The sequence below is a fragment of the Paraburkholderia sp. J12 genome, assembly GCF_905220215.1.
GTDB lineage: Bacteria > Pseudomonadota > Gammaproteobacteria > Burkholderiales > Burkholderiaceae > Paraburkholderia.
This window is the reverse complement of sequence record NZ_CAJMZC010000001.1, coordinates 522,172-546,551: the sequence shown is the minus strand read 5'-3', so window position 1 is coordinate 546,551 and position 24,380 is coordinate 522,172. Positions and strand designations below refer to the sequence as shown.

The following is a 24,380-nucleotide window of genomic DNA, read 5'->3' as shown; positions in this document are numbered from 1 at the left end:
CCGTGCAACACACCATTATTTCCATCATTTCTTCGTGGCCGTTTCTGATCTGCATGGTCATGGCCGCGATCCTGACGGCCTTCGGGTTCTGGCTGAAGGCGGACACGTTCCGCTTCACGGTCTTCGCCTACAAGCGGCCCTGGGTATTCCTTAACGATCACGCAGGCCAGTTCCAGCGTCTTTCGAAGGAAAGCAACGATACGCCGATGGGGGCCAACAAGCTCGTCCACGCCGAGCAAACGCTTTGCACGACTTTCCAGGCCGCCATTGCCGGTGCACCCAATGCGGAAGTGACGAAGACCCAGTTCGAGCGTGCGCAGACGTATCTGAAACTCACCAAGCAGTCCACGATCCGGCCGCCTTCGAAGCTCGCGCATATCGGTCTTTTCGTGCTGATTCTCGCCGAGTCGGTGGGTACCGGCTACGTGCTCGCACCGTGGATGTCCACCGAGATCACGCCGGCGCAGGCGAATCTCGCCGCGGGCGTTCTCGCGTTGTCGGTCGCGATCATCCTCGCGCTGCTGACCCATCACGTGGGTTCCGAAATGGCGAAGTTTTCGCACTTTCGCAAGCACTCCGGCACCGAAGGGGCGGGAGACCCCGTCGGCCTCGGCGACGACCAGGACCAGGACGCGTTCTACGTCGATCCGGGCACGCAAACGGTGCGCCCGAATCCGATCGCACGCCGCTACTTCAATCGCATCGAGGATCCGGGCGTTCGCGGGCCGGTGCAGTTCGGCGCCGCGGTGGCCGTGATCGTCGGCCTCATGGTGCTGATTTTCCTCGTGCGCCTCGGCGGTGTCGAAAGCGAAACGACGAAGCAGATCGTTTCGATGGAAGCGAATGGCGTGTCGGATCAGGGCGGCGCGAGCCCGTTCGAAAGTGCGGGTACGTCCGCCGTGCCGCCGAGCGTGGCGACTGCGCAGCAGGAAAGCCGCAATACCGTTGCCGAGAGTCTGGGCGGCAACTACAAGATGCAGGGTCTCGCCGCCTCTTCGATGCTGGCGCTGATTTATCTCGTCACGCAGCTGACGGCATTTCTCGTTGCGTTCAAGTCCAGTTTCAGCGGCCAGGGCGAGGCGGCCTTTGCGTTCACGCGCAGCGAGCAGTCCTTCGATACGTTCCGCCGCAAGTATCTCGAACCGCGTATCCGCAGGGTCGAGGGCTTGCTCGACCAGTTGCGTCAGGCGCGCAAGAAGCGCAACCACCGGACGGGTTCCGGGTCGTTCGTGGACTTCCTGGCCGAAGGGGAAAAGCGCGAAGAAAGCGCCCGCGACACGCTGCTCGACAAGGCGGCTTCCAGCATCGCGCACACGAAGTCGGAGGAGGAGCGCAACCTGCAATGGGAACTGGCCGTGAAGAACTACAGCTTCACGTCCAGCGAGCAGCTTGCGCTCGCGAATCGGGTCCGCGAGAACATCAAGATCCGGGGCGGAATTCACGAAGCCATGACCAGTCCTCCGGCTGCGAAGCCTGCCGAAACGCCGGTGGCCTCGCCGCTCGCCGAGCAGGTGAAAGTGCCGCAATGGCAGGCGGCGGAGATCGATATCGGCGCGCTTGCCCAGCAATTCCTCGCACTCAAGGACGATGCCGCCCGCAGCGCATTCCTCGAAATGCAGGCAGAAAAACTCCCGGACGACGACTTCAATGCGCTACGCGAAGAAGTCAAGCGCCGCAAGAAACTTGCCAAATCGGCGGAAAAATACGCCGACCTGCTCGGCGACTGAGTGGCGCGGGCGCATGGCGACAAGCCGATGCGCCCGCTGCGTGAAGCGCAAACAATTTCGTTCTACCATGAAGATTATCAAGAATCTTGCCAGATTACTGGCGCTCGCCTTGCTGCAGGTCGCCCCGGTTGCGCACGCCGGTCTCGTGAACGACGTGCCGAGCTGCTACGGGGCTTATCACCTGAAGGCGGCGCCGCAGCCGCCCGATCACCTTGTGTATGTGCTGATCGACCAGACCGTGCTGCTCGATCCGAACCTGCAGCAGTCGGTGATCGACAACCTCGATCGCATGATCCAGCCCGGCTCCAAGTTCGTCATTGCCGAGTTTTCGGCGTTCAGCCAGGGGCACTATCTCGACGTGCTCCATACGGGCGTGGTCGAACAGCCGCTGCCCGAGGACGCCTACGCTTCGATTCCCATCACGAAGGCGCCGCAGATCAGGTCCTGCTTCGGCCAGCAACTGGCTTTCGCCCGCAAGATGGCCGAAACCACGGCGAAGCAGGTCATGCAGGCCTCCACGTCGTCGCTCAACGCCTCGGAAATCATGGGCGCGATCGACGAGGTCGGGCTCGCGCTTCGCTCCGATCAGGCCACGAACAAGGTGCTTTTCCTCGTGAGCGACGGTCTCGAGAACTCGCGCGTTACGTCGTTCTACGCGCATAATTCGGTGCGCGACATCAACCCGTCGGCAGAGCTCGGCAAAGTGAAGTCGAACCAGATGTTCGCCGACCTTGCCGGCGCGAAAGTCTTCGTGCTCGGCGGCGCCATGATGCCGCCCGCCACCCAGGGCTCGCGTGCGGAGCGCGACGGATATCGCGACATCAAGACCATCCACGACCTCCAGGCTTTCTGGCAGGGCTACTTCGAGTCCTCTCATGCACACCTCGTCGAATTCGGCGCGCCTGCGCTCGTGACCGCGGTTTCCTGGTAATTTTCGAATCAACTGCGATTCACAACGACAGGAGCGCATGCCATGAAGCCCGACAAACTGCTTCTGCCCGCGTTCCTGCTCTGCCTGTTCCTCGGCAGCCCGGGTTTTTATGGTTTTTTCGTCGGCAGATCGGCACCGGCATTCTGATGCTGCTCACGCTCGGCGGCGTGGGCATCTGGACGCTTGTCGACCTGATCATGCCTGTCTGCGTCGAGCCGCGTAGTCCGGTTGCGGGACACGCGGTCCGCTTCATCCCGGAAAAACAGGCGAACAAATCGCGGCGAGCGGCGAATACAAGGTGGACAGCCCAGGCTGTTTCCACCGACACAACCTCAGGGGATCCCGATGCTGCTTCGTTTTTTCGCCGGCGCACTGTGCGGCGCACTTGCCTTGATCGCGGCTTGCAGCGCAGATGCCGAAATCCCGCCGGACGTGCAGGCCCGCTACGAGGCCGTCGCCAACCGCTTCGCCCATCCCGACGCGATGAAGGCGGCACCTGATCAGGACTACGATACGTCGGCGTTTCCCGGCGTGTATGAACTTCGGCTCACGGGCCGCGGCGGCGCACCGGCTCCGCTCGTCGGCATGCCGGAAATGCTGTTCGACAGCGACGCGAAGTGGATTCTCATTTTCACGCCGCCCAACCAGACCAACTCGCGCAACTTCGCCGACCACTGGCTCGTGGGCGACACGACCCACTGGACGGGCTGGCAAAAGGTGTCGCTGCAGGATCCCATCAGCCAGCAGATGCTGCGCACCTTTCCGGTGGACAAGTTGATGCACCAGGGCTCCGGGGCGCCGGTCTTCGTCTACTATGCCGCACCCGATTGCCCCTATTGCAAGAAGGATCAGGCGGCGATGGAGAAGAGCTCGTTCAGCTTCGCCATCATGCCGGTCACGCTCAATCCCGCCTCGATGCCGTTCGTTGCGCATCTCGCGTGCGAGGACGATCCGCTCGCGAGCTGGAATCGCCTCATGCGCTCGGGCCAGGGGGGCTCGCAGCCTTGTGATCGCTTCGACGTCAAGACCTGGTGGGATATCCGTCAGTTGTTTTTCCCGAATGCGCTCACGCCGTCGTTCCTGTTCGCCGACGGCACGGTGATTCAGGGCGACGTCAACGCCGCGATGCGCAAGGCTGCGGACATGAAGGCGCGCGGCATGGTCTTCCATTGAGGTTCGCCATGCGCTGCGGTGTTACGCATGCCTGTGCTCCGCGCGCGCCGATCGCGTGGCGGTGGGCCTGCGCGTTGCTCGCCGCCTGCGTATTGCTGGGCAGTGCTTCGGCCCATGCCGGCGGCGCGCCGCGCGTGGCACTCGTCATCGGCAACGCGGACTATCGCGGCACGGACCGGCTTGTCTCGCCGGCTCTCGACGCCGAACTGATCGCGCAGAGCCTGCGCGGCATCGGCTTTTCGGTGGACCTCGAAGAAAACCGCACGCGGGCCCAGATGCTGGGCGATCTCGATACCTTCAGCCGTACGGCCGCCCATGCGTCCATCGCGCTCCTCTACTACGCGGGGCACGGCTTCGAGATGGGCGGCGAGAATTACCTGATACCCGTGGATATGCCGGTGCCCGTCGGCCAGATTGCCCAGGCGGACCTGATGCGCTATGCGTTGCCGCTGCGCTACATCCTGGGCACCGCGAGCCGGGGCGAGCCGCGCGCGTTGCTCATGCTGCTGGACGCCTGCCGCAGCGGCGCCGTGCGCGGTGGCGCCACGCCTTCGATGGCGCCGGTGCAGGCCGCGCACGGCACGCTGATCGCTTTCGCGACGCAGCCGGGCGGCGCTGCGCTCGACAGCTTTTCGGTCGGATCGATCCTCCATCAGCACAGCCCCTTTGCGTGGTATCTGAGTCAGCAGATCGCCGGCGGCGGCGATATCGTGGCCGCGCTCGGCAAGACCCAGGTGGACGTGTCCGTGGCGACCGGCGACGCGCAGCGGCCCTGGTTCAACAACGGACTGATCGGCAACCTGCGCCTTGCGGACAGCACCGCGCCCAGCGCGGACGCCAATGTACGCCAGCCCGCCTTGAGCGCGCAGGGCGCGCGCGGCGCCCAGCCGCAGCCGGCCGCGCCGCAGACGGCGCTGCCGGCACTACCCGGCGACGACGCGCAGACCGCCGACGAACAGGCCCTCGCGCGTCACTGGAGCGCCGAATCGCTGCGCATGCAGGCGCTTTTCATTCAGATGGTGGTCAATCCGCAGGTCGCGGACCAGGTTCGCAAGAACGCGCGGCAGGGCGATCTGTTCTCCATGACGACGCTTGCGCTCTCGCTTTTCGCGGTACCGGACGGCACGCCCGAGGACGAAGCGCAGGCACGCATTGCAGAGGGCACGCTCTATCTGAACGGGGCGTCGGACCGACACTACCCGATGGCCGAGGCGGCGCGCGGCGGCTGGATCTTCGCGCACGCGAAGCTGCCCGAGGACGTCGATCAGGCCACGTATTACTTCCGCGAAGCGGTGGATCACGGTTACGCGGAAAGCCTGCCGCATCTGATCGCCATTCTCACGGCGAGGGGCGACGGCAATCTCGGGATGTATCTCGCCAAATACCGGCGCATTTATGGCCACGACTTCGACTATACGGCGATCAAACGATGAACCAACCTGAACAAGGCGCACCGGTGCGCTCGCCGCTCGCGAGAGGGTTCGGACTCCTTGCAGCATTTCTTTGCGACCGCAGCGCGTTCGTTCTCATGCTGCTGCTGCTCGAAGGCGGCCTCGTGCTGGGCTTCGCGCAGGCCGCGCGCGACCTGCACGAGGCCGGCGCGGGGAGCGGTGCGCTCACGCGCGGGGCGGGAGCGGCAAGTTGCGCCGATGCGGCCGTCGTATTCCAGCGCACGGCCACCGAACGCGACATCAGCCTGTTGCTTACGCAATACGGCGCGTCGATCGTCTATGGTCCGGACGAGAACGGGGCTTACCTCGTGCGCGTCGGGCAAGCGGATCTGAGGCCGGCCGCCCTGCAGGCCCTGCATGATGCTCCCGTGGTCGCCGATCTGCGCGTCGAGCGGATCTGCCGATGAGCATCCCGATCTCGTCCTCCCGCCCGAGCGGGCGGCGCACATTGGGCGCGCTGCGCTCCGATCTCGTGCCGGCCTTTCTTCTGAGCGCTTCCTCGGCGGCCGAGTATATCGGCCTTGGCGTGCAGGCGCTGGCGTCCGCGCACGGTGCCCAGGCGGCGGCCATCGGCGCGCTCGTGGGGCTCATGACAGCCGTGCTCGGCCTCGTGATCGTGGCCTTCGGCGGCGGCACGCAGCCGCTCGTGTCCGGGCCGCGCATCGCGGCCACGGTGCTGATGTCGCAACTGGTGGGCCGGCTCCTCGCCGTACCTGCCATCGGCGCCCTGGGCCTCTTCGGCGTGCTGTCCTGCGCGTCCGTGACGGTGGTGTGCGCGGGGCTCACGCAGCTTGTGCTCGCCGCCGTGCGCGGCGGTTCGATCGTGCGCATGGTGCCGGCCTCGGTGCTCTCGGGTTTGTTGTTCGGTTCGGCCATCCTCGCCGTGGCGAGCCAGGCGCAAGCCGTGACGCACTGCACGCTGGCGTGGCCGCCTGCGCTTGCCGTCGTCGGCGTCGGGGTAGGAATGCACTTCGCGTGGCTGGCGTGCGCGCGCCGCTTTGCGCTGCCGCGCGGGCTCTCGCTTTTTGCCGCGCTTGCGGGTTCGACAGTGGCGTTCTATGCCGTCGATGCCCACGCGCACGCTGTTGCCTCCTGCCGGACCTTCGGCACGGTCGGTCTCGATCTTTCCATGCTAAGCCGCATCGGCGCCCTGCAATGGCCGCGCGTATTCGCACATCTCGATGCGATGACGCTCGCGACCCTGGCGGGATTCGGCATGGTGGTGGGGCTCATCGCTTCGCTCGATACGCTCATCGCGGCCGGCAGCGTCGAATCGGACAGCAACCGGCGCGCACTGCCAAACCGCGATCTGGGCGTGCATGGCGTCGCTAACGTGCTGGCGGGATTTGCGGGCCTGCTGCCCGTGGTGGGCTCGCTCACGCGCTCGAAGCTCGCCTGGAATGCCGGCGCGCGCACACGCTGGGTCTCGGTCTTTCATGCGGCGATGCTCTTGCTGCTGGTGGTTGCCGGCACGCGCCTTCTCGGTCTGCTGCCCAAGCTCGCCGCGGCCGCCGTGATGATCGCGATGGCGCTCGACATGATCGACGAATGGTCTCGCCAGCTTGCGCGCCTGAGTCTCGCGGACGGTGTGCCCCGGCGCATCGTCGCGAGCGCGGCGTGGCTGTTCTTCGCCGTGGTGCTCGCCACGGTGGCGACGGGGCAGCCGGGTGAAGGATTTGGCGTCGGGTTTGTCCTTGGCCTTTTCGGGTTGTGGCGCCGCCCGCGCAATCTCCGGGTCGCGTTCGATGCGGCCGGGGCGCGGCTGCGCGTGCAGGTGCGCGGCGCGCTGAACTGCTTCTTCGTCGACCGCAAGCTGGTTGCGCCGCTGCTCGCGCGCCCGGCGGACGAGGGCTGCCGCGCCATCGAGCTCGACTTGCGCGGCGCGTCGCAACTCGACGCTTCGGCGTGCCGGTCGCTGCGGCAGCTCGGCGCGCAGCTCGCGTCGCAGGGCATCGCGCTGCACTTCACGGTGAGCGCCGCGCAAGAGGAGTTGCGCGCGGCGCTGCTGGCGTTTTCCGTAGCAGGGGCCGCGGACATCGTCAGTGTCGTGTGACCGGCGCCGGCCGCGCGCTCAGGATTGCACCAGTACGCGGCCCGCGCTGTCGAGCAATTGCTCGTGGACGATCTGCAGCTTCACGCGGTTGGTAGCCGGGTCGGCGTCCTGCGCGTAGGCGTAGAGGCGGATCGTGAGCGGATGGAAGTGGCTGCGCATGTCCTCGATGGAGCGTGCCGTGGCTTCGTCGCCGATCTTCAGGAAGGTGTAGTCCGGACCGTTCGTGTACTCGATCGTGTAGTTCGAGTTGTCGAAGAAGTATTGGTACGAGCCCGGCTGGGCGACGTTCGTGAGCTGGAAACCCTTCTTGTTGAAGTCGTAGGCGTCGAGCATCGCGTTGGGCGTGGTCAGCACGATGTAGCGACTGTCTTTCGCCGAGGCGATCGCATTGTCGATGCGTGGCTTGAGCGCCGAGAGCAGGTCCTGCTTCTTGAAGCTGTCCGACGTGCTCTGGTAGTCGCGCGAGTACGACTGGGCGATCTTGTCGTAATCGACGGGCAGATTGGACAGCCCGTAGAAGAGGAACATGAGGTCGTTGCCGCTATCCACGCCGCGATAGCTGGCGAGCGGGTACGCAGGGTCGCCCTTGGGCAGGGCCTTCTCGGCCAGCTGCTTTTGTGCGGCGGGCGAGGCCATGTCGGCGAGGTTGGCTGCGGGCGGCGCGGCATGGGTGGCATTTGCCGCGGCCGGCGTGGCGGTGTCGTTCGACTTGCTGCAGGCGCCGAGGGTGGCAAGGGCAGCGATGGCGGCGAGGATCGTAACGGCAGTGAGCGATTTTTTCATGATGGGTCTATCGAGTATGAATCGGAGTGCGAAGCGAATGGGTTGGTCGTGAACCGGCTTGTGCAGCGACGCTCAGCGTGCGAGGTAGCGCGTCACGCCGCGGAACGCGAGAAAGAGGGCTGCCGCAAGCGAGAGATAGAAGCCGAGGCCGGGCGACAGCGCCTTGAGCATTTCGCCGGCCATTTCGCGGACCATGCTGCCGGCCATCTGCGAGGCTTCGTCGCCGCTGCCCGCGAGTGCGCCCACGGCCGACGAGATCTTCCAGTAGAGGCCGGCGAACACGGCGAGGAACAAGGCGAGCGGGCTCGCGAGGCCGAGCCACAGCGGCCTCGACGCAACGAAGAACGGCGCGATGCACAGGGCGAGCGTCGCGTAGCAGAGGAACCCGTAAAGGCCGGCGCTTGCCTGCTGGATGCTGCCGAGCGCGTAGACACTGTCGAGAGAATGGAGTGCGCGCAGGATGTCGTAGAAGCTCAGGCCGGTATTCATGCCCGCCGTCACCTGGATCGAGACCGTGTTGAGGAAAAACCAGCCGATCACGAGCAGGCCGAGTGCCGCGAGATTGGCGTAGCCCATCTTCGCTACGACGGCGGCGACCAGCGGGGTTCCCGAGGTCTTGATGCGATGGAGCGTTTGTGTAGCGATTTCGCGTGCGTCGTCCACGGCGGCTTTCACTTTCTCCTGATTCTGCGTGGCATCCGGGACGGCTTGCACGTCGAGGAGCGTGCCTGCGGGGGTGAAGCGTGCGTCGACGACCATGTTGGCCGCGGGTGCCACATCGCTGCGCCAGTGGTCTTCGAGCGTGAAGGCGTACTGGCGGCCTTGCGCGGAAATGAGGCCCGTGCCCGTCGCGGCGTCGCGCAGCACGCGGGCGCGCAGCGTGACGGGCGCCGCGGTGGCGATGGCCGCGGCCGGCACGCGGCTCGTGTGGGCGGGCTGTGCCGCGTTGCGGGGCGAACCGCAGGCGGGGCACGACGATGCGTCGGCGACAAAGAGAGCGCCGCACTGGAGGCAGGAATTCGACATGTCGATCTCCGGAAGAAGGGGGGCGAAAGCGCGACGCGGCGCGCCTTCGCATTCCCCGGGTTTTTTCAGGGCTTGGGAGGTGTGTCGGAGTTGCGCTTACTGCGTGCAACTACCCATGACGAAAAAGCCGTTCGCGTTCACCTCGTCGAGGTAGGCGATCTGCGTGGCGCTGATCGGCAGGAACATGAGCGCGCCCGTCACGGTCTGGTTCTGGAAGCTACCGATCCACTCGCCTGCGATCAGACCGTTCACCGGCGAGGAGGCGAGCGTGAGCTGCGACTGCGAGGCCTTCGGATCGAAGGTCTGGTTGTAGAAGAGCGGCACGGGCTGCTGCGTGCCGTCGATCGAACCGTTCGCGTTGAGCGGCGTGAGCTGCGTGCCGGCAAAGCGTTCCGTGCTCACTTGGGTCGTGCCGGTGAGCTGGTTGCTGTTGTCGGCGACGCCGGGCTCCGAACAGGTCCACGTGCCGTCCGCGGCGCCCGCGGCCAGCGCCGTGCTCGTGGTCAGCACCCAGCTGCCGGTGCGGAAGGTGCCGTCGCTGTTCGTGCCCGCCTGATCGACGAAGAGCGAAGTGCGGCCGTTGCTCGTGCTCACGAAGGCGCGACCGAGCGGGCTCCCGTTCAGCACGATGTCGAATGCGCCGGGATAAAGCGTCTGGTTCGGATCGACGGCGATCGTGCCGGTGGTGGGGCTGCTCGTGCCCGTGTCCTGATCGTAGTTCGTGCAGCTGTCCGACCAGGGCTGCCCGGAGCAGAAACGCATCGTACCGTCCGCATTGATCTTGATCTGTCCGGCCTCGGCGTCCTGGGAACCTTGGGGGACGCCGCCCGCCGTGTAGTTGCCCGAGAGCTTGACGAAGCTGTAGGTGCCGGCCAGTGCGGCTACGGTCGTGACGCCGTTGTTGGAGGCCTGCACCTGGCCTTGCAGGTGCGAACCGTCATTCGCCTTGAGATTCGGCACGTTCTGCAGCGTGCCCGTCATGATGCCGTGATGACTCGCATCGGTGGCGATCTGGAGCGTGAGCTGAATGCCCGCTGCCGCCGTGGAAAGTGCCGCGGGCGCGCCGGTGCCGGCGCTCAGCGTTCCGGCGGCATAGGTGTTGCCGCTTGCCTTGTAGGGGCCGACGAGGGTGCCCGCGAGGCCGAACTGCGAGTCGAGGAACGTGAGCGTGAGCTGGCCGGCGGAGGGCTGGTCGATGTCGATGCGCACGGTGTCGCCAAAGCTCACGGTCCCCACGTAACTCTGGGCGGCGGAAAGCGGCGCGGCGTTGCCCGAGCCCGATGCCGCGGGCGGACCGGCATTGGAAGACGTGTTGCCGCTGCCGCCTCCGCAGGCCGCCAGTGCCACCGCGAGCCCCGCGGCCAGCATGGCCGTCGCGATCTTGTTCAAGACGTTCTTATTCATGACGCATTTTCCTTATGGACGGGATCGGTGCCGGACGTTTCGCGCGGCCGGCAGGACGACGTCCCGGGTTGCCCGGGCTGCGCAGCCCGGGTCGTGACGCTCGTCTTGTTCTTGTATTTGCCGTGCCCCACCGTTTGTTCGCTTCTTTTTTTCAAGTGGTTTTTCGCGTGCGGCTTGGGCAAGGCGCCGCTTATAATGCTGCTCGGCATAGCACGGTGCCCATACCGGCAGCGCGTGCAACGCCTGGGCACGCGCCCCTCAAACGAACCACGCATGGTTGAATGCGCACCGATGCCTGACTTCATTCACGTCCTCGCGAACACGCGCACGCGCGCGAACACCAAGGCCGCTCTCCGGGGAGCAGCAAGGCAATGACCGCGCGCGACGCCGCTCAACCCGACCAGAACGGAACGCCGCTTGCCGAGGCGATCCGGCGTTTTACGCACTCGAGCCGGTTCAAGCCGTTCGTGAGTGCGCTGCGGCGCAAGTTCGCGTGCCGCGTGCGCTACCGCTTTCCCTGGGTCGACGATGCCGATTTGTGGGACGCCTGGCAGTCCGGTCTTCTGGCGGTGCTCGAGGCACCCGGACGCATTGCGATGGCGCCGGACGATGCCGCCGACGCGGCCCGCTTCGAGGCGCGGCTGGGCGCCTATCTGCTGGGGGCGGCGTACAAGCAGGCGCTTACGCGCCTGCGCGCGGCGGGCAAAGACTCGCTCAGAATGACCTCGCTCGACGTGCTGCGCGAGGACGAGGCGCTCTTCGACAAGCTGCTCTTCGAACTCGGCGAGATCGAGCCCGGACCCGAAGCGCAAATGCAGCTGGCGCGCCGGCGGCACGCTGTCGAGCAGTGCATTGCGCGGCTTACGGAAACGGCGCGCAAGACCTTCATGATGGCGCTTGCCGGTGCGAAAGATGTCGTCATCCAGAAGGACACCAACGCGGGTTCGGCCGTTTCGGTACGGCGACGGATTTCCGAAGCGAAGTCGCGCGTGATCGAGTGCGTGGAAAGGAAAACGGGGGACCGGCCATGACCCAGGAGCGAAATCCCTATCCGGACGAGCCGGAAGACCTGGTGCTGGCCTATATGCGCGGCGAGCTGAATCCCGCACAGCACCGCGTGCTGGCGGAGCGTCTCGTGCACGATACCGCGTTGCGCAGCGAGCTCGAAACGCTGGAAGCGGCGGCGCAGATCGCTCAGGAGGCGCGCGCGGATGCCACGGCAGATGCGTCCTTCGCGCGGCTCGCGGCGGCGCTGGGGCTGGACGCAGCCACGCCGGACGCAGCCACGCCGGACGCAACCGCGCCGGACGCCGCCGCGCCGGAAGGCGGTATGGAGCGGCCGCATCCTGCCGCTGCGGTGCGGGGTGCCCGGGCGCCGTGGAGTGTGCGCCTGCGTGAGTGGTGGACGGCGCACGGCAATGTGCTGCAGCCCGCACTGATTGCACTCGTGCTCGTACAGTCTGGGGTGATTGCCCATTACGTCGGTAGTGCCTCGTCGCGCGAGAGCGAGAGCGTGGCCATTGTGACGCGCGGCGCGGCGCTCTCGTGCGACGACGTCTGGGTGACCTTCCGTGACGGCGTGACGGAGCAGCAGTTGCGCAACTGGCTGACGCTCTACGGTGCGAATATCACGGCAGGTCCGGACGAATCTGGCCGCTATCGCATCAGCACGCACGACGCGGATTCGCGCGACGCATGGCTCCACAGCGACGAGGCCGCGCGCCTTGCTTCGCACATCGATGCGCCGCAAGGCTGCGCGCGCAAGTGAGCAGCACAGCATTGCCGTACGCGCCGCGGCGTATTGCCCGCGCGCTGCTGCGTACGGTCTTCGTGCTCGCGGCGCTCGCCGATGCCGCGGCAGTTCAGGCGGCGCCCGCCAAAGTGGCGCTCGTGATCGGCAATGCCTCCTACGAGGGTGCCGACCGCCTGCAAACGCCCGTGAACGATGCGAGGCTCGTCGGCGAAGCGCTGCGCAGCGACGGCTTCGAAACGCACGTGGCCACCAATCTCACGCTCGACGAATTCAAGGCCGAGACGGAATGGCTGGAACGGGAGAGCGCAACGGCCGGCGTTGTGGTTTTCTACTTCGCGGGCCATGGCTTCGAATCGGGCGGCGAGAATTTCCTCGTGCCGGTCAACGTGGGCGCGCCGATCGGTGCGCTGACCCATGGCATGCTCGACAAGCGCGGGATCAAGCTCTCGGCCATTCGCGCGATGATCCGGCACGGCGAGCCGCCGGTGACGATATCGTTTCTCGACACCTGCCGCACGCCGTCACGCGGCAGCGTGCCGATGACGGCACTCAAGCACGAGCAGGCCGCGCATGGCGAACTGATTGCCTACTCTACGGGTAACAACAAGATCGCCTACGACTCGATGCGCACGTTCGGCCAGCCTGTCGACGACAGTCCGTTCGCATGGTTCCTCGCGATGAACCTCAAGGCCCGGGGTTTGACGCTCAAACAGGCGCTTGACCATACGCAGCAGCAGGTGGCGGAATTGAGCGCGGGCGACCAGCAGCCGTGGATCGTGAGCGGGCTGGACGGGGATCTTGCGCTGGCCGATCCGGCGCCCGAGCGTGGCGCCACGTTTGCCATGAGTCCCGGGCGGGTGGGTGCTGCACGCGGGATCCGGCCGCTGCCCGGAAACGACGGACAGACCGCCCAACTTGCGGGCGGCGCAGCCGACGACGATGTGCGTGCCGACGCGTGGGACGATCTTGACGCACGCATCGACTCCGATGCACGCGGTGCCGATGCCGCATCGATTGCGAAGTTGCGCTCGCGCGCGCGCAGCGGCGATGCAGGCGCTGCGACGACGCTAGGGCTGATTTACGAGTCCAGCGGCCAAAGCAACGCCGACAAACGTATGGCAATCGCGTATTACCGCCAGGCGGCGGCGAAGCATTTCCCGGTTGGCGAGGCACTGCTCGGCGAAGCCTATATGGAAGGCAAGCTGGTGCCGCGCGATTTCGACAAGGCCGAGCCGCTGCTTGCGCGGGCTGCCTCTGCGGGTTTGACGCGCGCGCGGCTCGACCTCATGCAACTGCGCGCGCAGCGCGGGCAGGGCGACAGCCAGGACGAAATGCAATCGGCGATGAAGCTTGTGATCGAGCGTCTCTCGCACGCGACGGCCGCGGTCAGCGCGTCCGGACAATCTCATTGATGTCATTGATTCCGATTCGCGCAAATAGCGATTCAGGTATGATTTGCCGCTGAAGCGAGGGGATACGGTGAAGCCGTTATTGCCGCGTTTTAAAGCCGCGTGAGTGGACCATTCAAAGAGAGATGATTATGAAAATAAAGACCATTGCCGTCCTGTGTATTCCTTTTATTCTCGCCGCCTGTAGCGGCGCACCGGGCGATTCGGACCTGAAGGACGCGATGAAGACGCAAATCGATCAGCTGCGCGCCAATGCCCTCACCGCTCCCATGGCGGACATCGCGCAGAAGGCGGTGGAGAACGTGCATATCGTCGGCTGCAAGACGGCGGATGCCGGCGGGTATCAATGCGATATCGGCGATGGCAGTGGCGCCGTGAAGAGCATCCGCATGGTCAAGGACCAGGGCAAGTGGGCGATCGTCGATTAAAGTGCTATCGAGCCGCTATTCCCTTTCTTTTCGGCCGGTCCTCGTGAGAGCCGGACGATATTGACCGGCTGACCTAAAATTCTTGAAGCGCCGCTGGCCGGGGCGGCGCTTCTGCCGGTTTCTGCCAGTTATACCGTCCCGGACCGCAACGGCAGGTTCTAGCCATGCTGCGGACCGCTCATATGATAGGGGTCCCGACGAACCCTGTTTCGTTGATCTCGCATCCCCGGAAGTCGCAAACCTGATCCTGCCTGCGGCAGGTCGGGAAACCCATTGCCCCCGGGTGCCGGACAGTACGCTGTCGGGCCTGCCGCAATCCGCGCTATGATGGTGTGCCTTGCAGGGGCGCGAGGATACGCGGCTCGCGCCGAGGCGGTTGCCGGAGGAGCGCGGCGCCAGGCAGTCTGTAAGCTGTGCTGCGTGGGCGGCTTGCGCGGCTGTGCAAAAGGCAGGCAGCGGCCAACGGACGGCAAAAGTAAAAGGTGGAAGGGCAACCCATCGGCGTACGCACGGGTTGTTCTTACCAGTGGGATACCAGTCTTTGTTCCAGTCACGAAAGCGATGAAACAACGCACATGGTCCAGATTCGCCGCCACATGTTCACCTCTGGCATTCGTGCCGCTCACGGGTTGCGTTACCCGCGGCGCCCCTTCCTTTGCGCTGTTCGGCGCGTACTTTCCGTTCTGGCTTCTGAGTTCCGTGACCGGCGTCGTGGGCGCCATCGTCGCCCATCGCGTGTTCGTCGCGACCGGCTGGGTCAGGGCGGTGCCTTACCAGCTTTCTGTCTGCACCGCGATTGGTGTCGTCGTCGGGGTGCTCGTATGGTTGTCAGGAACGGGGCAGCTCTGAGATGAAACTAGCCGGCGTGAACGCCAAACCTGCCTGGAAAGGCCGTGCCATCGCAGCGGTGATCGTGCTGCTCGGTGTCGCGGCGTTGTGGTACGCCTACGATCGCTCCACGCGTTTTCCATCCACGGACGATGCGAGCATCGACGCGGATGTGGTTCACGTCGCGTCGCCCGTCGGCGGCCGGATCGTGCGGGTAGCCGTGGAGGAGAACCAGCGCGTCGCGAAGGGCGACGTGCTGTTCGAAATCGATCCCACGTCGTACCGGCTCGCGGTGGCGCAGGCGCAGGCCGACGTCGAGCTGGCCCGCGCGGCGCTGGCCACGCGCCGCCGCACGGTGATCGGCGAAACCTCGAACGCGACGGTCGCCGCCGACCAGACCCGCCGCGCCACCCACAACTACGACCTCGCGACACGCAGCGTCGAGCGGCTGCGCCCGCTCGCGGCGCAGGGTTATGTCTCGGCGCAGCAGTTCGACCAGGCGGTCGTCGCGCAGCGCGACGCGAACGTATCGCTCGCCCAGGCGCAGGAACTGCAGCACTCGTCGGCGCAGACGATCGGCGACGACACCGACGCCATCGCCACGTTGCATGCACGCGAAGCCGCGCTGGCCATCGCGCAGCATCTGCTCGACGATACCGTCGTGCGCGCGCCGTTCGACGGTTATGTGACGGGCCTCTCGATTCTCGCAGGGGAGACGGTGGCGCCGAACCAGTCCATCTTCACGCTGATCCACGCGGACGAATGGTTCGCCGTGGCGAATTTCCGCGAGACGGCGCTCGGCGCCATCGACGTGGGCGATTGCGCGACCGTGTACTCGATGATCGACCGCACCCATCCGATGCAGGGCAAGGTGATCGGCATCGGCGCTGGCATAGCGGACACCGATCGCATCAACGTGCCGCACGGTTTGCCCTTTGTGCAGCAGTCGGTGAACTGGGTGCGGGTTTCGCAGCGTTTCCCGGTGCGGGTGCGGATCGACGCGCCGGCCGTGAAGCTGGTGCGGGTGGGGGCAAGCGCGATCGTCGAGGTCCGGCATGGCCAGTCTTGCCGGTGACGTCAGCGCGCCCGGCCTGCGGGAGATCGCACAACTTCTCGCGCCGTTTCCGGGGCGCGCGGCGTTCGTCACCCGCATCGCACTGATGTGCGCGCTGACGACGCTCATCACGAGCGCATACGGCACCCCCGAGGCCGCGCTTTCGGCCTATCTCGTGTTTTTCTTCAACAAGCCCGACCGCGTGACGAGCATCGTGACCTCGGTCGTGTTGTTGCTGCTCGTGACCGTGATCATCGGCATCGTCATGGTCTTCGCGATCTTCTGCATCGACGTATCGGCGCTGCGCGTGGGGTGCATGGCGGTACTGTCGTTCGGACTGCTATTCGTCACATCGGCCAGCAAGCTGCGGCCCGTCGGCGCGATCGTGGCGATGATCGTGGGTTATGGTCTCGACGAACTGGGCCTCGCACCGATCGGCGAGGCGGCCACGCGCGGGCTCCTGTATGCCTGGCTCCTGGTCGCGATTCCGATTGGCGTGGCGATCGTCGTGAATCTCGTGCTCGCGCCGTCCCCGCGCCGGCTCGCCTGCGCGCAACTCGCGAAGCGACTGAGGCTCGCCGCGCAGCGCTTGACGGGTACCGAAACCGATGCCGGGCGTGCCGAATTCGACGCATGCGTGCGCGAGGGCGACGACCAGATGTTCGCGTGGCTCAAGTTTTCGAAGCTCGAAGGCACGGCGACCGGTGCCGATTTAGCGGCGCTGCGCCAGGCGACGGCGTCGTCCACGGCCATCCTGCTCGCAGCGGACCTGGCCGGCAGCGAACCCGGGGCCCGGCTTCCCGCCGCCTGTGCGACGCGGCTCGCCGCGACGATGGAGGAGATGGCCGCGATGCTCGACGCCGGCGGCTACCCGCTGGATGTGGTGGTCGATGTGCGAGACCTGCCGGAGACGTCCGCGCTGCCACCGCTGGCGGCGCTCGTATTGGCCGACCTGCGCGCGGCGCTGGAAGGCTTTGCAGTGCCGCCTGCGCAGACGGCACCGCCGCCGCCCGCAGATCGTGCCCCCGCGCGAGGCGGCTTCTTCAACGCGGACGCGTTCACCAATCCCGACCACGTTCGCTATGCGTTGAAGACCACGGTGGCCGCGATGTTCTGCTATCTGCTGTACCAGCAACTCGACTGGCAGAGCATCCACACGTGTTTTCTCACCTGTTATCTGGTATCGCTCGGCACGACGGCGGAGTCGGTCGAAAAGCTCACGCTGCGCATTGCGGGCTGCCTCATTGGCGCGGCGCTCGGCACGGCGGCGATCGTGTTCGTGACACCCGCGCTGACCACCATCGGCGAATTGATGGCATTGGTGTTCGTGGGCGCGTGGCTCTCCGGATGGGTCGCGGTCGGATCGCCGCGCATTTCGTATGTGGGTTTTCAGATCTCCTTCGCGTTTTTTCTCTGCGTGATTCAAGGCGCGGCGCCCGCATTCGACCTGACGATCGCACGCGATCGAGCCATCGGCATCCTGATCGGCAATACGGTGGCCTACATCGTATTCACGCGCGTGTGGCCGGTCAGTATTGCGAAACGTATCGATACGGCACTCGAAGCGCTCGTCGGGCAGTGGTCGAAGATTGCGCGCGCGGCCGACGACGGTGTGCGGCGCACGCTCGCGGCGGCGGCGCTCGCGCAGTACGGGGGCTTGCGGCAGGATCTGGGCATGATCCACTACGAACCTTCGTGGGTGCGTCCTGAACCCGCGTGGGTCGCGAGCCGGCGGCGCGTGCTGGCCGAGCTCGGCGCGCTGGAGGGGCCGCTTTTCCTTTCGGCCGGGCGGGCGAGCGCGGTGGCCGATGCGCGGTTGAACGAGGTCAAGCGGCGCATGGAGCAGAGCGAGGATCCGCATGCAGATGGGGACTCGGCGCCGCACGCGAAACTTTTTCATGCAGGTCGCGTTGCGCCCGCTCGCGAAGGGGAGTCTGGGAGAGATATGGACTCCAAAGTGAGCGCGCTCGCAAGCGTGATCGATGCGCGATTCGGCGAGATCGCTACCGCTGCCCGTGCAGCCCAACCCCAGGAGACGACGATCGATGCGCGCCCTTGAACCGACGTGCTGGCTGATCGCCGTGGTCGCGCTGGCCATTACCGGCGCTGCCGGGCTGGCAGGCTGCGCGACGTCTTCTCTCGATCTCGCGCCGCCTGAGCCCGACCGTCCGTGGCAGCCCCAGACGGACGCGGCAGGGAACATCGTGCCGGGGCCGCCGGGCAACGCGACCGGTGCGGCGAACGCAGGCTATACCTTGCCGCGCAGCGCGGCGCTGGCGTCCATCGAACCCGCGGCAACCCTCGACGCGAACCATCCCTACACGCTGCCCGAACTGATCGATCTCGCCGAATCGTCGAACCCGCTCACGCGGATTGCGTGGAACGACGCACGTAATGCGGCGCTTGCCACGGGTATCGCGAAGGCGGCGTATTTGCCGCAACTTACCGCGACGGCAATGGGCGCCTATCAGGCGTCGAGCGGTTCGTCGTCCACGCTGCTTGGCAACGTGGTGACCAATTCGGACATACACGGCACGGTGTCCGTGCTCGCGCTGCAATGGCTGCTGTTCGACTTCGGCGGCCGGCGTGCGCGCGTCGAGGCCGCCTCGCAGCTTTCGGTGGCGGCGAACGTCGCGTTCACAGCGGTTCACCAGCACGTGATTCACGACGTGAGCGTGGCGTACTACGGCTATGAGGCCGCGCGCGAGCGGCAGCAAACGGCCCAGCAGGCGCTCGATAACGCGAACGGCATTCGCGCCGCTGCACGCGCACGGTTCGCGCGCGGTGTGGGCACAGTGGTCGAAGTCGCGCAGGCCACGCAGAACCAGGCCCAGGCGAATCTCGTGAAGGTGCAGGCCGATGGTGCCTTGAGCGACAGCTATCTAAGTCTCGTTTCGGCGCTCGGTATTTCGCCCTTGTCGAAGCCGACGATCGCCCCGTTGCCGCCGCGCACGCTGTCGCCGGCGCTGCACCAGTCGGTCGACGAGATCGTGGCCGATGCGATTGCGCGACGCCCGGACGTGCAGGGTGCATATGCCCTTGAAGAGGCGAACCAGGCGAAGATTCGCGCCGCACAGGCGTCGTTCATGCCAAAGGTGTTCCTTTCGGCGACGGCCGCGTACGGCACCGGCTCCACGGCGATCACCGCGATTCCGTCGGTAGGCGATCAGGCGGCCACCGTGAACCTGAGTGGCAGCCGCCGCAGCGGAGCCGTGTTCCTCGGCGTGACGATTCCGCTGTACGACGGTGGGTTGCGCTCTGCCGTGCTCATGCAGGCGCGCAACGATGCGGACAGCGCTTCCGCCCAGTTGACGCATACGAAGGACGAAGCGGTGCGGCAAGTCGTGGCGGCGCAGAACGCGCTTTCCACGAGTCTGGCTTCGAACGACGCCGCCAAGGCGCTCGTGGACGCTGCGCGCACGACCTACGACGCGGCGTTTGCGGCATACCGGCATGGCGTCGGTTCCATCACCGATGCGCTGCTGGCGCAGAACCAGTTGATCGCTGCGCAGAACGCGTATGCCGATAGCTATAGCGCCGCGCTTTCGGCGGCGGCTTCGCTTGCGCTGGCGACAGGGGAGATTGGTGCGACGACGCCCGATGGCGAGCCGGCGTGGTAGTGCGGCCAGTCGTTGCCATGAAGTGGCTTGCCCAGAGGTAAGCCTCGTCGTATAAACCGTTCCGCTCTCTTCGGTCATCGGTCGCGTACCGGGAAATTCAGCTCAATTCACTATTCTGCGCGTCCCGCACCGCGACATCGCAAGGATGTTGCGAAGCAAGAATGTGAGCCGCCGCTCGCAATGAGCGGCGTCGCAAGCTCCAGCTATGGATGAATTGCCGGCACGGCGGGGCCCGACGACGGGGACGTATGCACCGGAAGCGTCCTTAGGATGCGAGTTGCCACCGAGTAGCGTCGCAAATAAGATTTCCACGACGTGACACATCGGACATGTCGCCGAAAATCACCGACCTGCACTGAACATTGAGACTCCGCGTGGCTCGACTCGGGCGCTTCACAGCGTGCGGCGCTGGCGCACGTGTTGCCGCTCTCCGCCGCCGCGCGGGCCTTATTTATTATTGGGAGCATCACATGAAGCAAATCGCCATTCTCGGTGCTGGCCGTGTCGGCTCGGCACTCGCCGCCGGGCTTGTACAGGCCGGATACAGGGTGACGGTTGGAATTCGATCGGTTGAAAATCCGCTGCCCGGCTGGACGGGACCCGAAGTCACATTCGCCGATCATGCGAGTGCTGTACGCCAGAATCCGATTGTCATCAATGCGACACCCGGCGATACCAGTCTCGAGCGACTGAGTCTTTTGAAGTCCGAACTTCGCGGGAAAGTCTTGATCGATGTGTCGAACGCAACTCGACGCGATGCGACGGGCGCAAGCATGTCGCTTCTGTATCCTGATGAAAGCCTCGGGGAACTTCTTCAGGCAGCGCTTCCCGAAACGTCAGTCGTCAAGACGCTGAACACCATGATGTTTACCGTCATGGTGGACCCGAAATGCCTCGCGACGCGTCCCACGGCCTTCCTGTCCGGCAACGACGAAGAAGCGAAGTCCACTGTAGCGTCGGTACTCGAGGATCTCGGGTGGCCGAGCGAATGGATCGAGGATCTCGGTGACATGACATCGGCTCGCGGCGCCGAGGCGATGTTCTCGGTCGTGCCGTTTGTGCTGCGCCAGTTTGGTTTCCGTCCGTTCGCACTCACGATCTCGCGGTAGTGTCGATACCGACCAATACTGACGGAACTATCGACAAATGAATACCACACGATCGCTTTCGAAGTCCGAACTGGTTACGCGGTCCCTGTCGCAAATGGAGCGTGAACTTCACGCCGAGCCCCTCACTCTTCGACAAAAACTGGCTCTGACCTGTCGGGTGCTTTTCGACGGTGGCCATGATTCCGGATTGGCTGGGCAGATCACTGCGCGGATGAACAACCAGGATCAATTCCTGACGCAACCGTTCGGAACGGGGTTCGACGAAATTACTGAGGAAAACCTGCTTGTAGTCGATCACGATCTTCGCACGGTGGACGGATCTGGCATGCCTAACCCTGCCAACAGGTTCCATACCTGGATCTATGACGCCAGACCGGACGTGAATTGCATTATCCACACCCATCCTTCTCACGTCTCCGCGCTCTCGATGCTCGAGGTTCCGCTGACAATTTCCCATATGGATACGTGTCCTCTTTACGATGACTGCGCGTTCCTTGCGGACTGGCCGGGTGTCCCGGTCGGCAATGAGGAAGGGGAAATCATATCCAGGGCGCTCGGGAAGAAACGCGCCATTCTTCTTTCCCATCACGGGATGCTCGTGGCCGGGACGACAGTTGAAGAGGCCTGTGTGGTTGCGCTTCTGATGGAGCGGGCAGCCAGAATGCAACTCCTGGCCATGGCGGCTGGCACTGTGAAAGAGATCCCGGCCGCATTAGGACGCGAGGCTCACGACTGGATCCTGACGCCAAAGCGTAGCTCGGTGACGTTCGCTTATTTCGCAAGGCGTGCACTTCGCACCCACATAGACTGCTTGTCCTGATTCGCTATGTCTGGAAATTCAAAAATCTCGGGATAATTTATGAGCACTACGAAATTTAAGGGAATCATCGCATATCCAATTACTCCGTTTTCCCGGGAAACCGGTGGCGTCGATGTCTCATCGCTGCGGCGCTCTATCGAACGACTGATCGCAGATGGCGTTCACGCCATCGCCCCGCTCGGCAGCACAGGGGAGTGCGCCTACCTCACTGACGATGAATGGGACGAAGTTGCGGAATGCGCCACGAAAACGGTGAGCGGCAGGGTTCCCGTTGTCGTTGGAATCTCCGACCTGACGACGCATAACGCGATCCGGCGCGCTGTCTTCGCCGAGCGAGCCGGTGCCGATGCGGTTATGGTGTTGCCGGTTTCCTATTGGAAGCTCACTGAAGCGGAAATTAGAGGCCACTACGCGGCGATAGCGAAAGCGATCAACATCCCGATCATGGTCTACAACAACCCTGCGACCAGCGGTATCGATATGAGCCCGCGCTTCATCGCCGACCTTGTTCGTGATATCGACAATGTCACCATGGTCAAGGAAAGCTCTGGCGACGTCCAAAGGATGCATGAGTTGCGCCAGTTGTCCGACGGCGCAATTCCCTTCTATAACGGCTGCAACCCGATTGCTCTTGAAGCGCTCGCAGCCGGAGCCTCCGGTTGGTGTACGGCCGCCCCGAATCTCATTCCCGAGCTGAACCTGCATCTTTATCACGCCGTTGCCGCGGGCCAGATGGACATCGCTCGCGAAGTGTTCTACCGGCAACTTCCGATGCTCAAATTCATCCTGAGTCTTGGGCTGCCGGCAACGATCAAAGCGGGTTTGAGGCTGCAAGGTTTCGACGTTGGTGCGCCGCGCAAGCCGCTTCAGGAGCTAACCGGCGAAGCGATTGTCGAGCTGGGCCGTTTGCTCGATCAGGTGCGCAACCAATAGTCAGATGAATATGAAGTGACTGACGGCCGGCGTGTCGCCACTACGCCGAAATGTGAGCAACAGCTCAACGCAAATACGGCCGCTGGCGTGAAACCCTTGCCAGGACTGGCTCGAGCGGTCACGACCGATGTGCCGGTGGCGCCTGGAAAGCGAGTTGCCGGCGCTTATCGTCACGCTTACCATCCATTCAACCCTCTTCAAAGCTGGAGAAAAAATTGAGTACCCCGATCGAAATTCCGATTGCAGAAGATGGCACCCTGATGCGTGCCACACTTGCCGCGGTTCGCGCTGCCGGCGATCACATGAAACACCTCTTTACCCCCGATCGGCGGCAAGGGAATCTGAAGGAACTCGTGAAGGCGATTCACGCTAACGATGCCGAGTCTCTCGGCGTGATGCGTGCGGCGTTGCTCGAGGCCCGGCCGTCGGCAGGCTGGGCGGAAGACGAGCTGGAGAGCGGCGAGCTCCCGGCTGGAGAGTGGTGGGTGACGGACCCCGTTGAAGGCAACATCAACCATATCCATGGAATGACCGAGTGGTGCGTGACGGCCACGTTGGTCAAGGACAATGTGCCGGAACTCACGGTCGTCTATCTTCCGCTCACCGGGAACACCTACACTGCGACGCGCGGCGGTGGAGCCTTCCTCGATGGCGAGCGAATCGTGCCTTCGGCGAAACCGGAACTCGACGCTGCACTCGTCGGGACCGGCCAGGCGAGACCTGGCGAAAGCACGGAGACCTTCCGCCGCATCGGCGAATCGGTAACGGCCATGCTCAATGCCGCACTCGTCGTTCGGGTCTCGGTTCCCGCGACGCTGCAACTGATCCACGTCGCCGCCGGCCGCATGGATGTCTTCTGGCAGTTTAGTGCCGTTCGCTCCGGCCTGGTCGCGGGGGCGCTCCTGGTTCAAGAGGCCGGAGGCGCGGTAACGGACGTGAACGGACGTCCGTGGCAGCTTTGCAGTCCGAATTTTCTCGCCTCCGCGCCGGCCCTTCATAGTGCCTCGGTTTCGGTTCTTTCGACGATTCAATAGCTTTCGGAAACTCCTTACCACGAGGTGGAGCAGGGAGCCCATCCCGCCAGTCACCTCTCGTATGCCGCGACGAGTCCATGCCCCGGGGGCGTGCTGCTGGTGAGTCGGCGGACGTCATCAACTACGCAGCAATGACGGTGCTGCTTACGAGGCATTGAACAGGTACATTGACGTGAATACCCTTGATACCCCTCAGGTCACGGGCCTCCTCGGCGAGCTCTTTCGTGCTTCGGAGATTACCAAGACCGAATTGTCCCGCCAACTTGCGGCATTGCATGGTGCGGAGCGGCAACGGTTATTCGACGACGCCAGTCATCAAGAACTGTACAGCTACGCTCGCACGGCGCATCTGGCGATCTCCCCTGCAACGGGAGAGATTTTGTATTTGCTCGCGCGCCTGGCTAATGCGCGCACGATCGTCGAATTCGGCACATCGTTCGGCGTGTCGACCATCTATCTTGCGGCGGCGGTCAAGGACGGCGGTGGCGGCATGGTTTACGGTACGGAGTCCGAGCCATCGAAGGCACGCGAGGCACGGGCGAACCTCGCTTCCGCGGGGCTCGCTTCGTTTTGCCAGATCCTCGAGGGCGACGCCGTCACTACGCTACCGGCGAACTTGCCTGCAGTCGTCGACTTTCTGTTCCTCGATGGGGCAAAACCGCTCTACGCAACGATTTTCCGGATGATTGAGCCTCACCTGCGAGTCGGCGCCATTGTCGTTGCGGACAATGCGGATGGAAGCCCGGAGTATCTCGAGGTCCTTCGCCGCGATGGCCGCTACCATTCCGCCAGAGTCGGCCGGGATGTCGAGTTGTCGATCAAGCTGGAATCGTAGTCCCGACTT

The 24,380-nt window shown here is 64.6% G+C and carries 22 protein-coding genes; 19 read left to right on the top strand and 3 right to left on the bottom strand.

Features of this window, described 5'->3' with window-relative positions; genetic code table 11:
• The first annotated feature begins 2 nt into the window (after positions 1 to 2).
• From U5760_RS02675 to U5760_RS02650, 6 genes are all read left to right on the top strand, one after another.
• Complete coding sequence (locus U5760_RS02675; RefSeq protein ID WP_322009413.1) at positions 3 to 1,727, top strand: hypothetical protein; 1,725 nt, start codon at positions 3 to 5, stop codon at positions 1,725 to 1,727.
• A 67-nt stretch (positions 1,728 to 1,794) separates the two neighbouring features.
• Entirely contained in the window at positions 1,795 to 2,658 is an 864-nt protein-coding gene (locus U5760_RS02670) for a hypothetical protein (protein WP_322009412.1), read from the top strand.
• 345 nt (positions 2,659 to 3,003) lie between these two features.
• On the top strand, positions 3,004 to 3,831 hold the full coding sequence (locus tag U5760_RS02665) for a thioredoxin fold domain-containing protein (RefSeq protein ID WP_322009410.1): 828 nt from the start codon (positions 3,004 to 3,006) through the stop codon (positions 3,829 to 3,831).
• An 8-nt stretch (positions 3,832 to 3,839) separates the two neighbouring features.
• Positions 3,840 to 5,264, top strand: coding sequence for a caspase family protein (locus tag U5760_RS02660; RefSeq protein WP_322009408.1), 1,425 nt, complete (start codon positions 3,840 to 3,842; stop codon positions 5,262 to 5,264).
• Complete coding sequence (locus U5760_RS02655) at positions 5,261 to 5,689, top strand: hypothetical protein (protein WP_322009407.1); 429 nt, start codon at positions 5,261 to 5,263, stop codon at positions 5,687 to 5,689. Before U5760_RS02660 ends, U5760_RS02655 begins: the two co-directional genes overlap by 4 nt.
• On the top strand, positions 5,686 to 7,335 hold the full coding sequence (locus U5760_RS02650) for a SulP family inorganic anion transporter (protein ID WP_322009405.1): 1,650 nt from the start codon (positions 5,686 to 5,688) through the stop codon (positions 7,333 to 7,335). The genes U5760_RS02655 and U5760_RS02650 overlap by 4 nt, the downstream gene beginning before the upstream one ends.
• A gap of 18 nt (positions 7,336 to 7,353) precedes the next feature.
• Here U5760_RS02650 and U5760_RS02645 read toward each other — a convergent pair whose 3' ends face one another.
• From U5760_RS02645 to U5760_RS02635, 3 genes are all read right to left on the bottom strand, one after another.
• Positions 7,354 to 8,118, bottom strand: coding sequence for a hypothetical protein (locus U5760_RS02645; protein WP_322009404.1), 765 nt, complete (start codon positions 8,116 to 8,118; stop codon positions 7,354 to 7,356).
• A 72-nt stretch (positions 8,119 to 8,190) separates the two neighbouring features.
• The gene (locus tag U5760_RS02640) at positions 8,191 to 9,144 is read right to left on the bottom strand and encodes a hypothetical protein (RefSeq protein ID WP_322009403.1); all 954 of its coding nucleotides are present in this window, start codon (positions 9,142 to 9,144) and stop codon (positions 8,191 to 8,193) included.
• A 96-nt stretch (positions 9,145 to 9,240) separates the two neighbouring features.
• A complete protein-coding gene (locus U5760_RS02635; protein WP_322009402.1) occupies positions 9,241 to 10,548 on the bottom strand; it encodes a hypothetical protein in 1,308 nt (435 codons plus the stop codon).
• Between the two features lie 371 nt (positions 10,549 to 10,919).
• Between U5760_RS02635 and U5760_RS02630 the strand changes: the two genes are divergently transcribed.
• The 13 genes from U5760_RS02630 to U5760_RS02570 all read left to right on the top strand — a co-directional run bounded on the left by U5760_RS02630 (position 10,920) and on the right by U5760_RS02570 (position 24,371).
• A complete protein-coding gene (locus U5760_RS02630; protein WP_322009401.1) occupies positions 10,920 to 11,579 on the top strand; it encodes a hypothetical protein in 660 nt (219 codons plus the stop codon).
• Complete coding sequence (locus U5760_RS02625; protein WP_322009399.1) at positions 11,576 to 12,316, top strand: hypothetical protein; 741 nt, start codon at positions 11,576 to 11,578, stop codon at positions 12,314 to 12,316. Before U5760_RS02630 ends, U5760_RS02625 begins: the two co-directional genes overlap by 4 nt.
• Positions 12,313 to 13,713, top strand: a complete 1,401-nt coding sequence (locus tag U5760_RS02620; RefSeq protein ID WP_322009398.1) for a caspase family protein — start codon at positions 12,313 to 12,315, stop codon at positions 13,711 to 13,713. The genes U5760_RS02625 and U5760_RS02620 overlap by 4 nt, the downstream gene beginning before the upstream one ends.
• A gap of 128 nt (positions 13,714 to 13,841) precedes the next feature.
• Positions 13,842 to 14,138 (top strand): hypothetical protein, encoded by a 297-nt coding sequence (locus U5760_RS02615; protein ID WP_322009396.1) that lies wholly within the window; start codon positions 13,842 to 13,844, stop codon positions 14,136 to 14,138.
• A gap of 561 nt (positions 14,139 to 14,699) precedes the next feature.
• Positions 14,700 to 14,987: a hypothetical protein gene (locus tag U5760_RS02610; protein WP_322009394.1), complete on the top strand. Its 288-nt coding sequence runs from the start codon at positions 14,700 to 14,702 to the stop codon at positions 14,985 to 14,987.
• A gap of 1 nt (position 14,988) precedes the next feature.
• A complete protein-coding gene (mdtN, locus tag U5760_RS02605) occupies positions 14,989 to 16,041 on the top strand; it encodes a multidrug transporter subunit MdtN (protein ID WP_322009392.1) in 1,053 nt (350 codons plus the stop codon).
• Positions 16,022 to 18,079 carry an FUSC family protein gene (locus U5760_RS02600; RefSeq protein ID WP_322009390.1) on the top strand — a complete coding sequence of 686 codons (2,058 nt, stop codon included), beginning with the start codon at positions 16,022 to 16,024 and terminating at the stop codon, positions 18,077 to 18,079. Before mdtN ends, U5760_RS02600 begins: the two co-directional genes overlap by 20 nt.
• The gene (locus U5760_RS02595; protein ID WP_322009388.1) at positions 18,066 to 19,640 is read left to right on the top strand and encodes a TolC family protein; all 1,575 of its coding nucleotides are present in this window, start codon (positions 18,066 to 18,068) and stop codon (positions 19,638 to 19,640) included. Before U5760_RS02600 ends, U5760_RS02595 begins: the two co-directional genes overlap by 14 nt.
• 470 nt (positions 19,641 to 20,110) lie before the next feature.
• On the top strand, positions 20,111 to 20,749 hold the full coding sequence (locus U5760_RS02590; protein WP_322009387.1) for an NADPH-dependent F420 reductase: 639 nt from the start codon (positions 20,111 to 20,113) through the stop codon (positions 20,747 to 20,749).
• 37 nt (positions 20,750 to 20,786) lie between these two features.
• The gene (locus U5760_RS02585; RefSeq protein ID WP_322009386.1) at positions 20,787 to 21,569 is read left to right on the top strand and encodes an aldolase; all 783 of its coding nucleotides are present in this window, start codon (positions 20,787 to 20,789) and stop codon (positions 21,567 to 21,569) included.
• Between the two features lie 39 nt (positions 21,570 to 21,608).
• Complete coding sequence (locus U5760_RS02580) at positions 21,609 to 22,502, top strand: dihydrodipicolinate synthase family protein (RefSeq protein ID WP_322009385.1); 894 nt, start codon at positions 21,609 to 21,611, stop codon at positions 22,500 to 22,502.
• A gap of 215 nt (positions 22,503 to 22,717) precedes the next feature.
• The gene (locus tag U5760_RS02575; RefSeq protein WP_322009383.1) at positions 22,718 to 23,536 is read left to right on the top strand and encodes an inositol monophosphatase family protein; all 819 of its coding nucleotides are present in this window, start codon (positions 22,718 to 22,720) and stop codon (positions 23,534 to 23,536) included.
• 172 nt (positions 23,537 to 23,708) lie between these two features.
• Entirely contained in the window at positions 23,709 to 24,371 is a 663-nt protein-coding gene (locus tag U5760_RS02570; protein WP_322009382.1) for an O-methyltransferase, read from the top strand.
• The last annotated feature ends 9 nt before the right edge of the window (positions 24,372 to 24,380 follow it).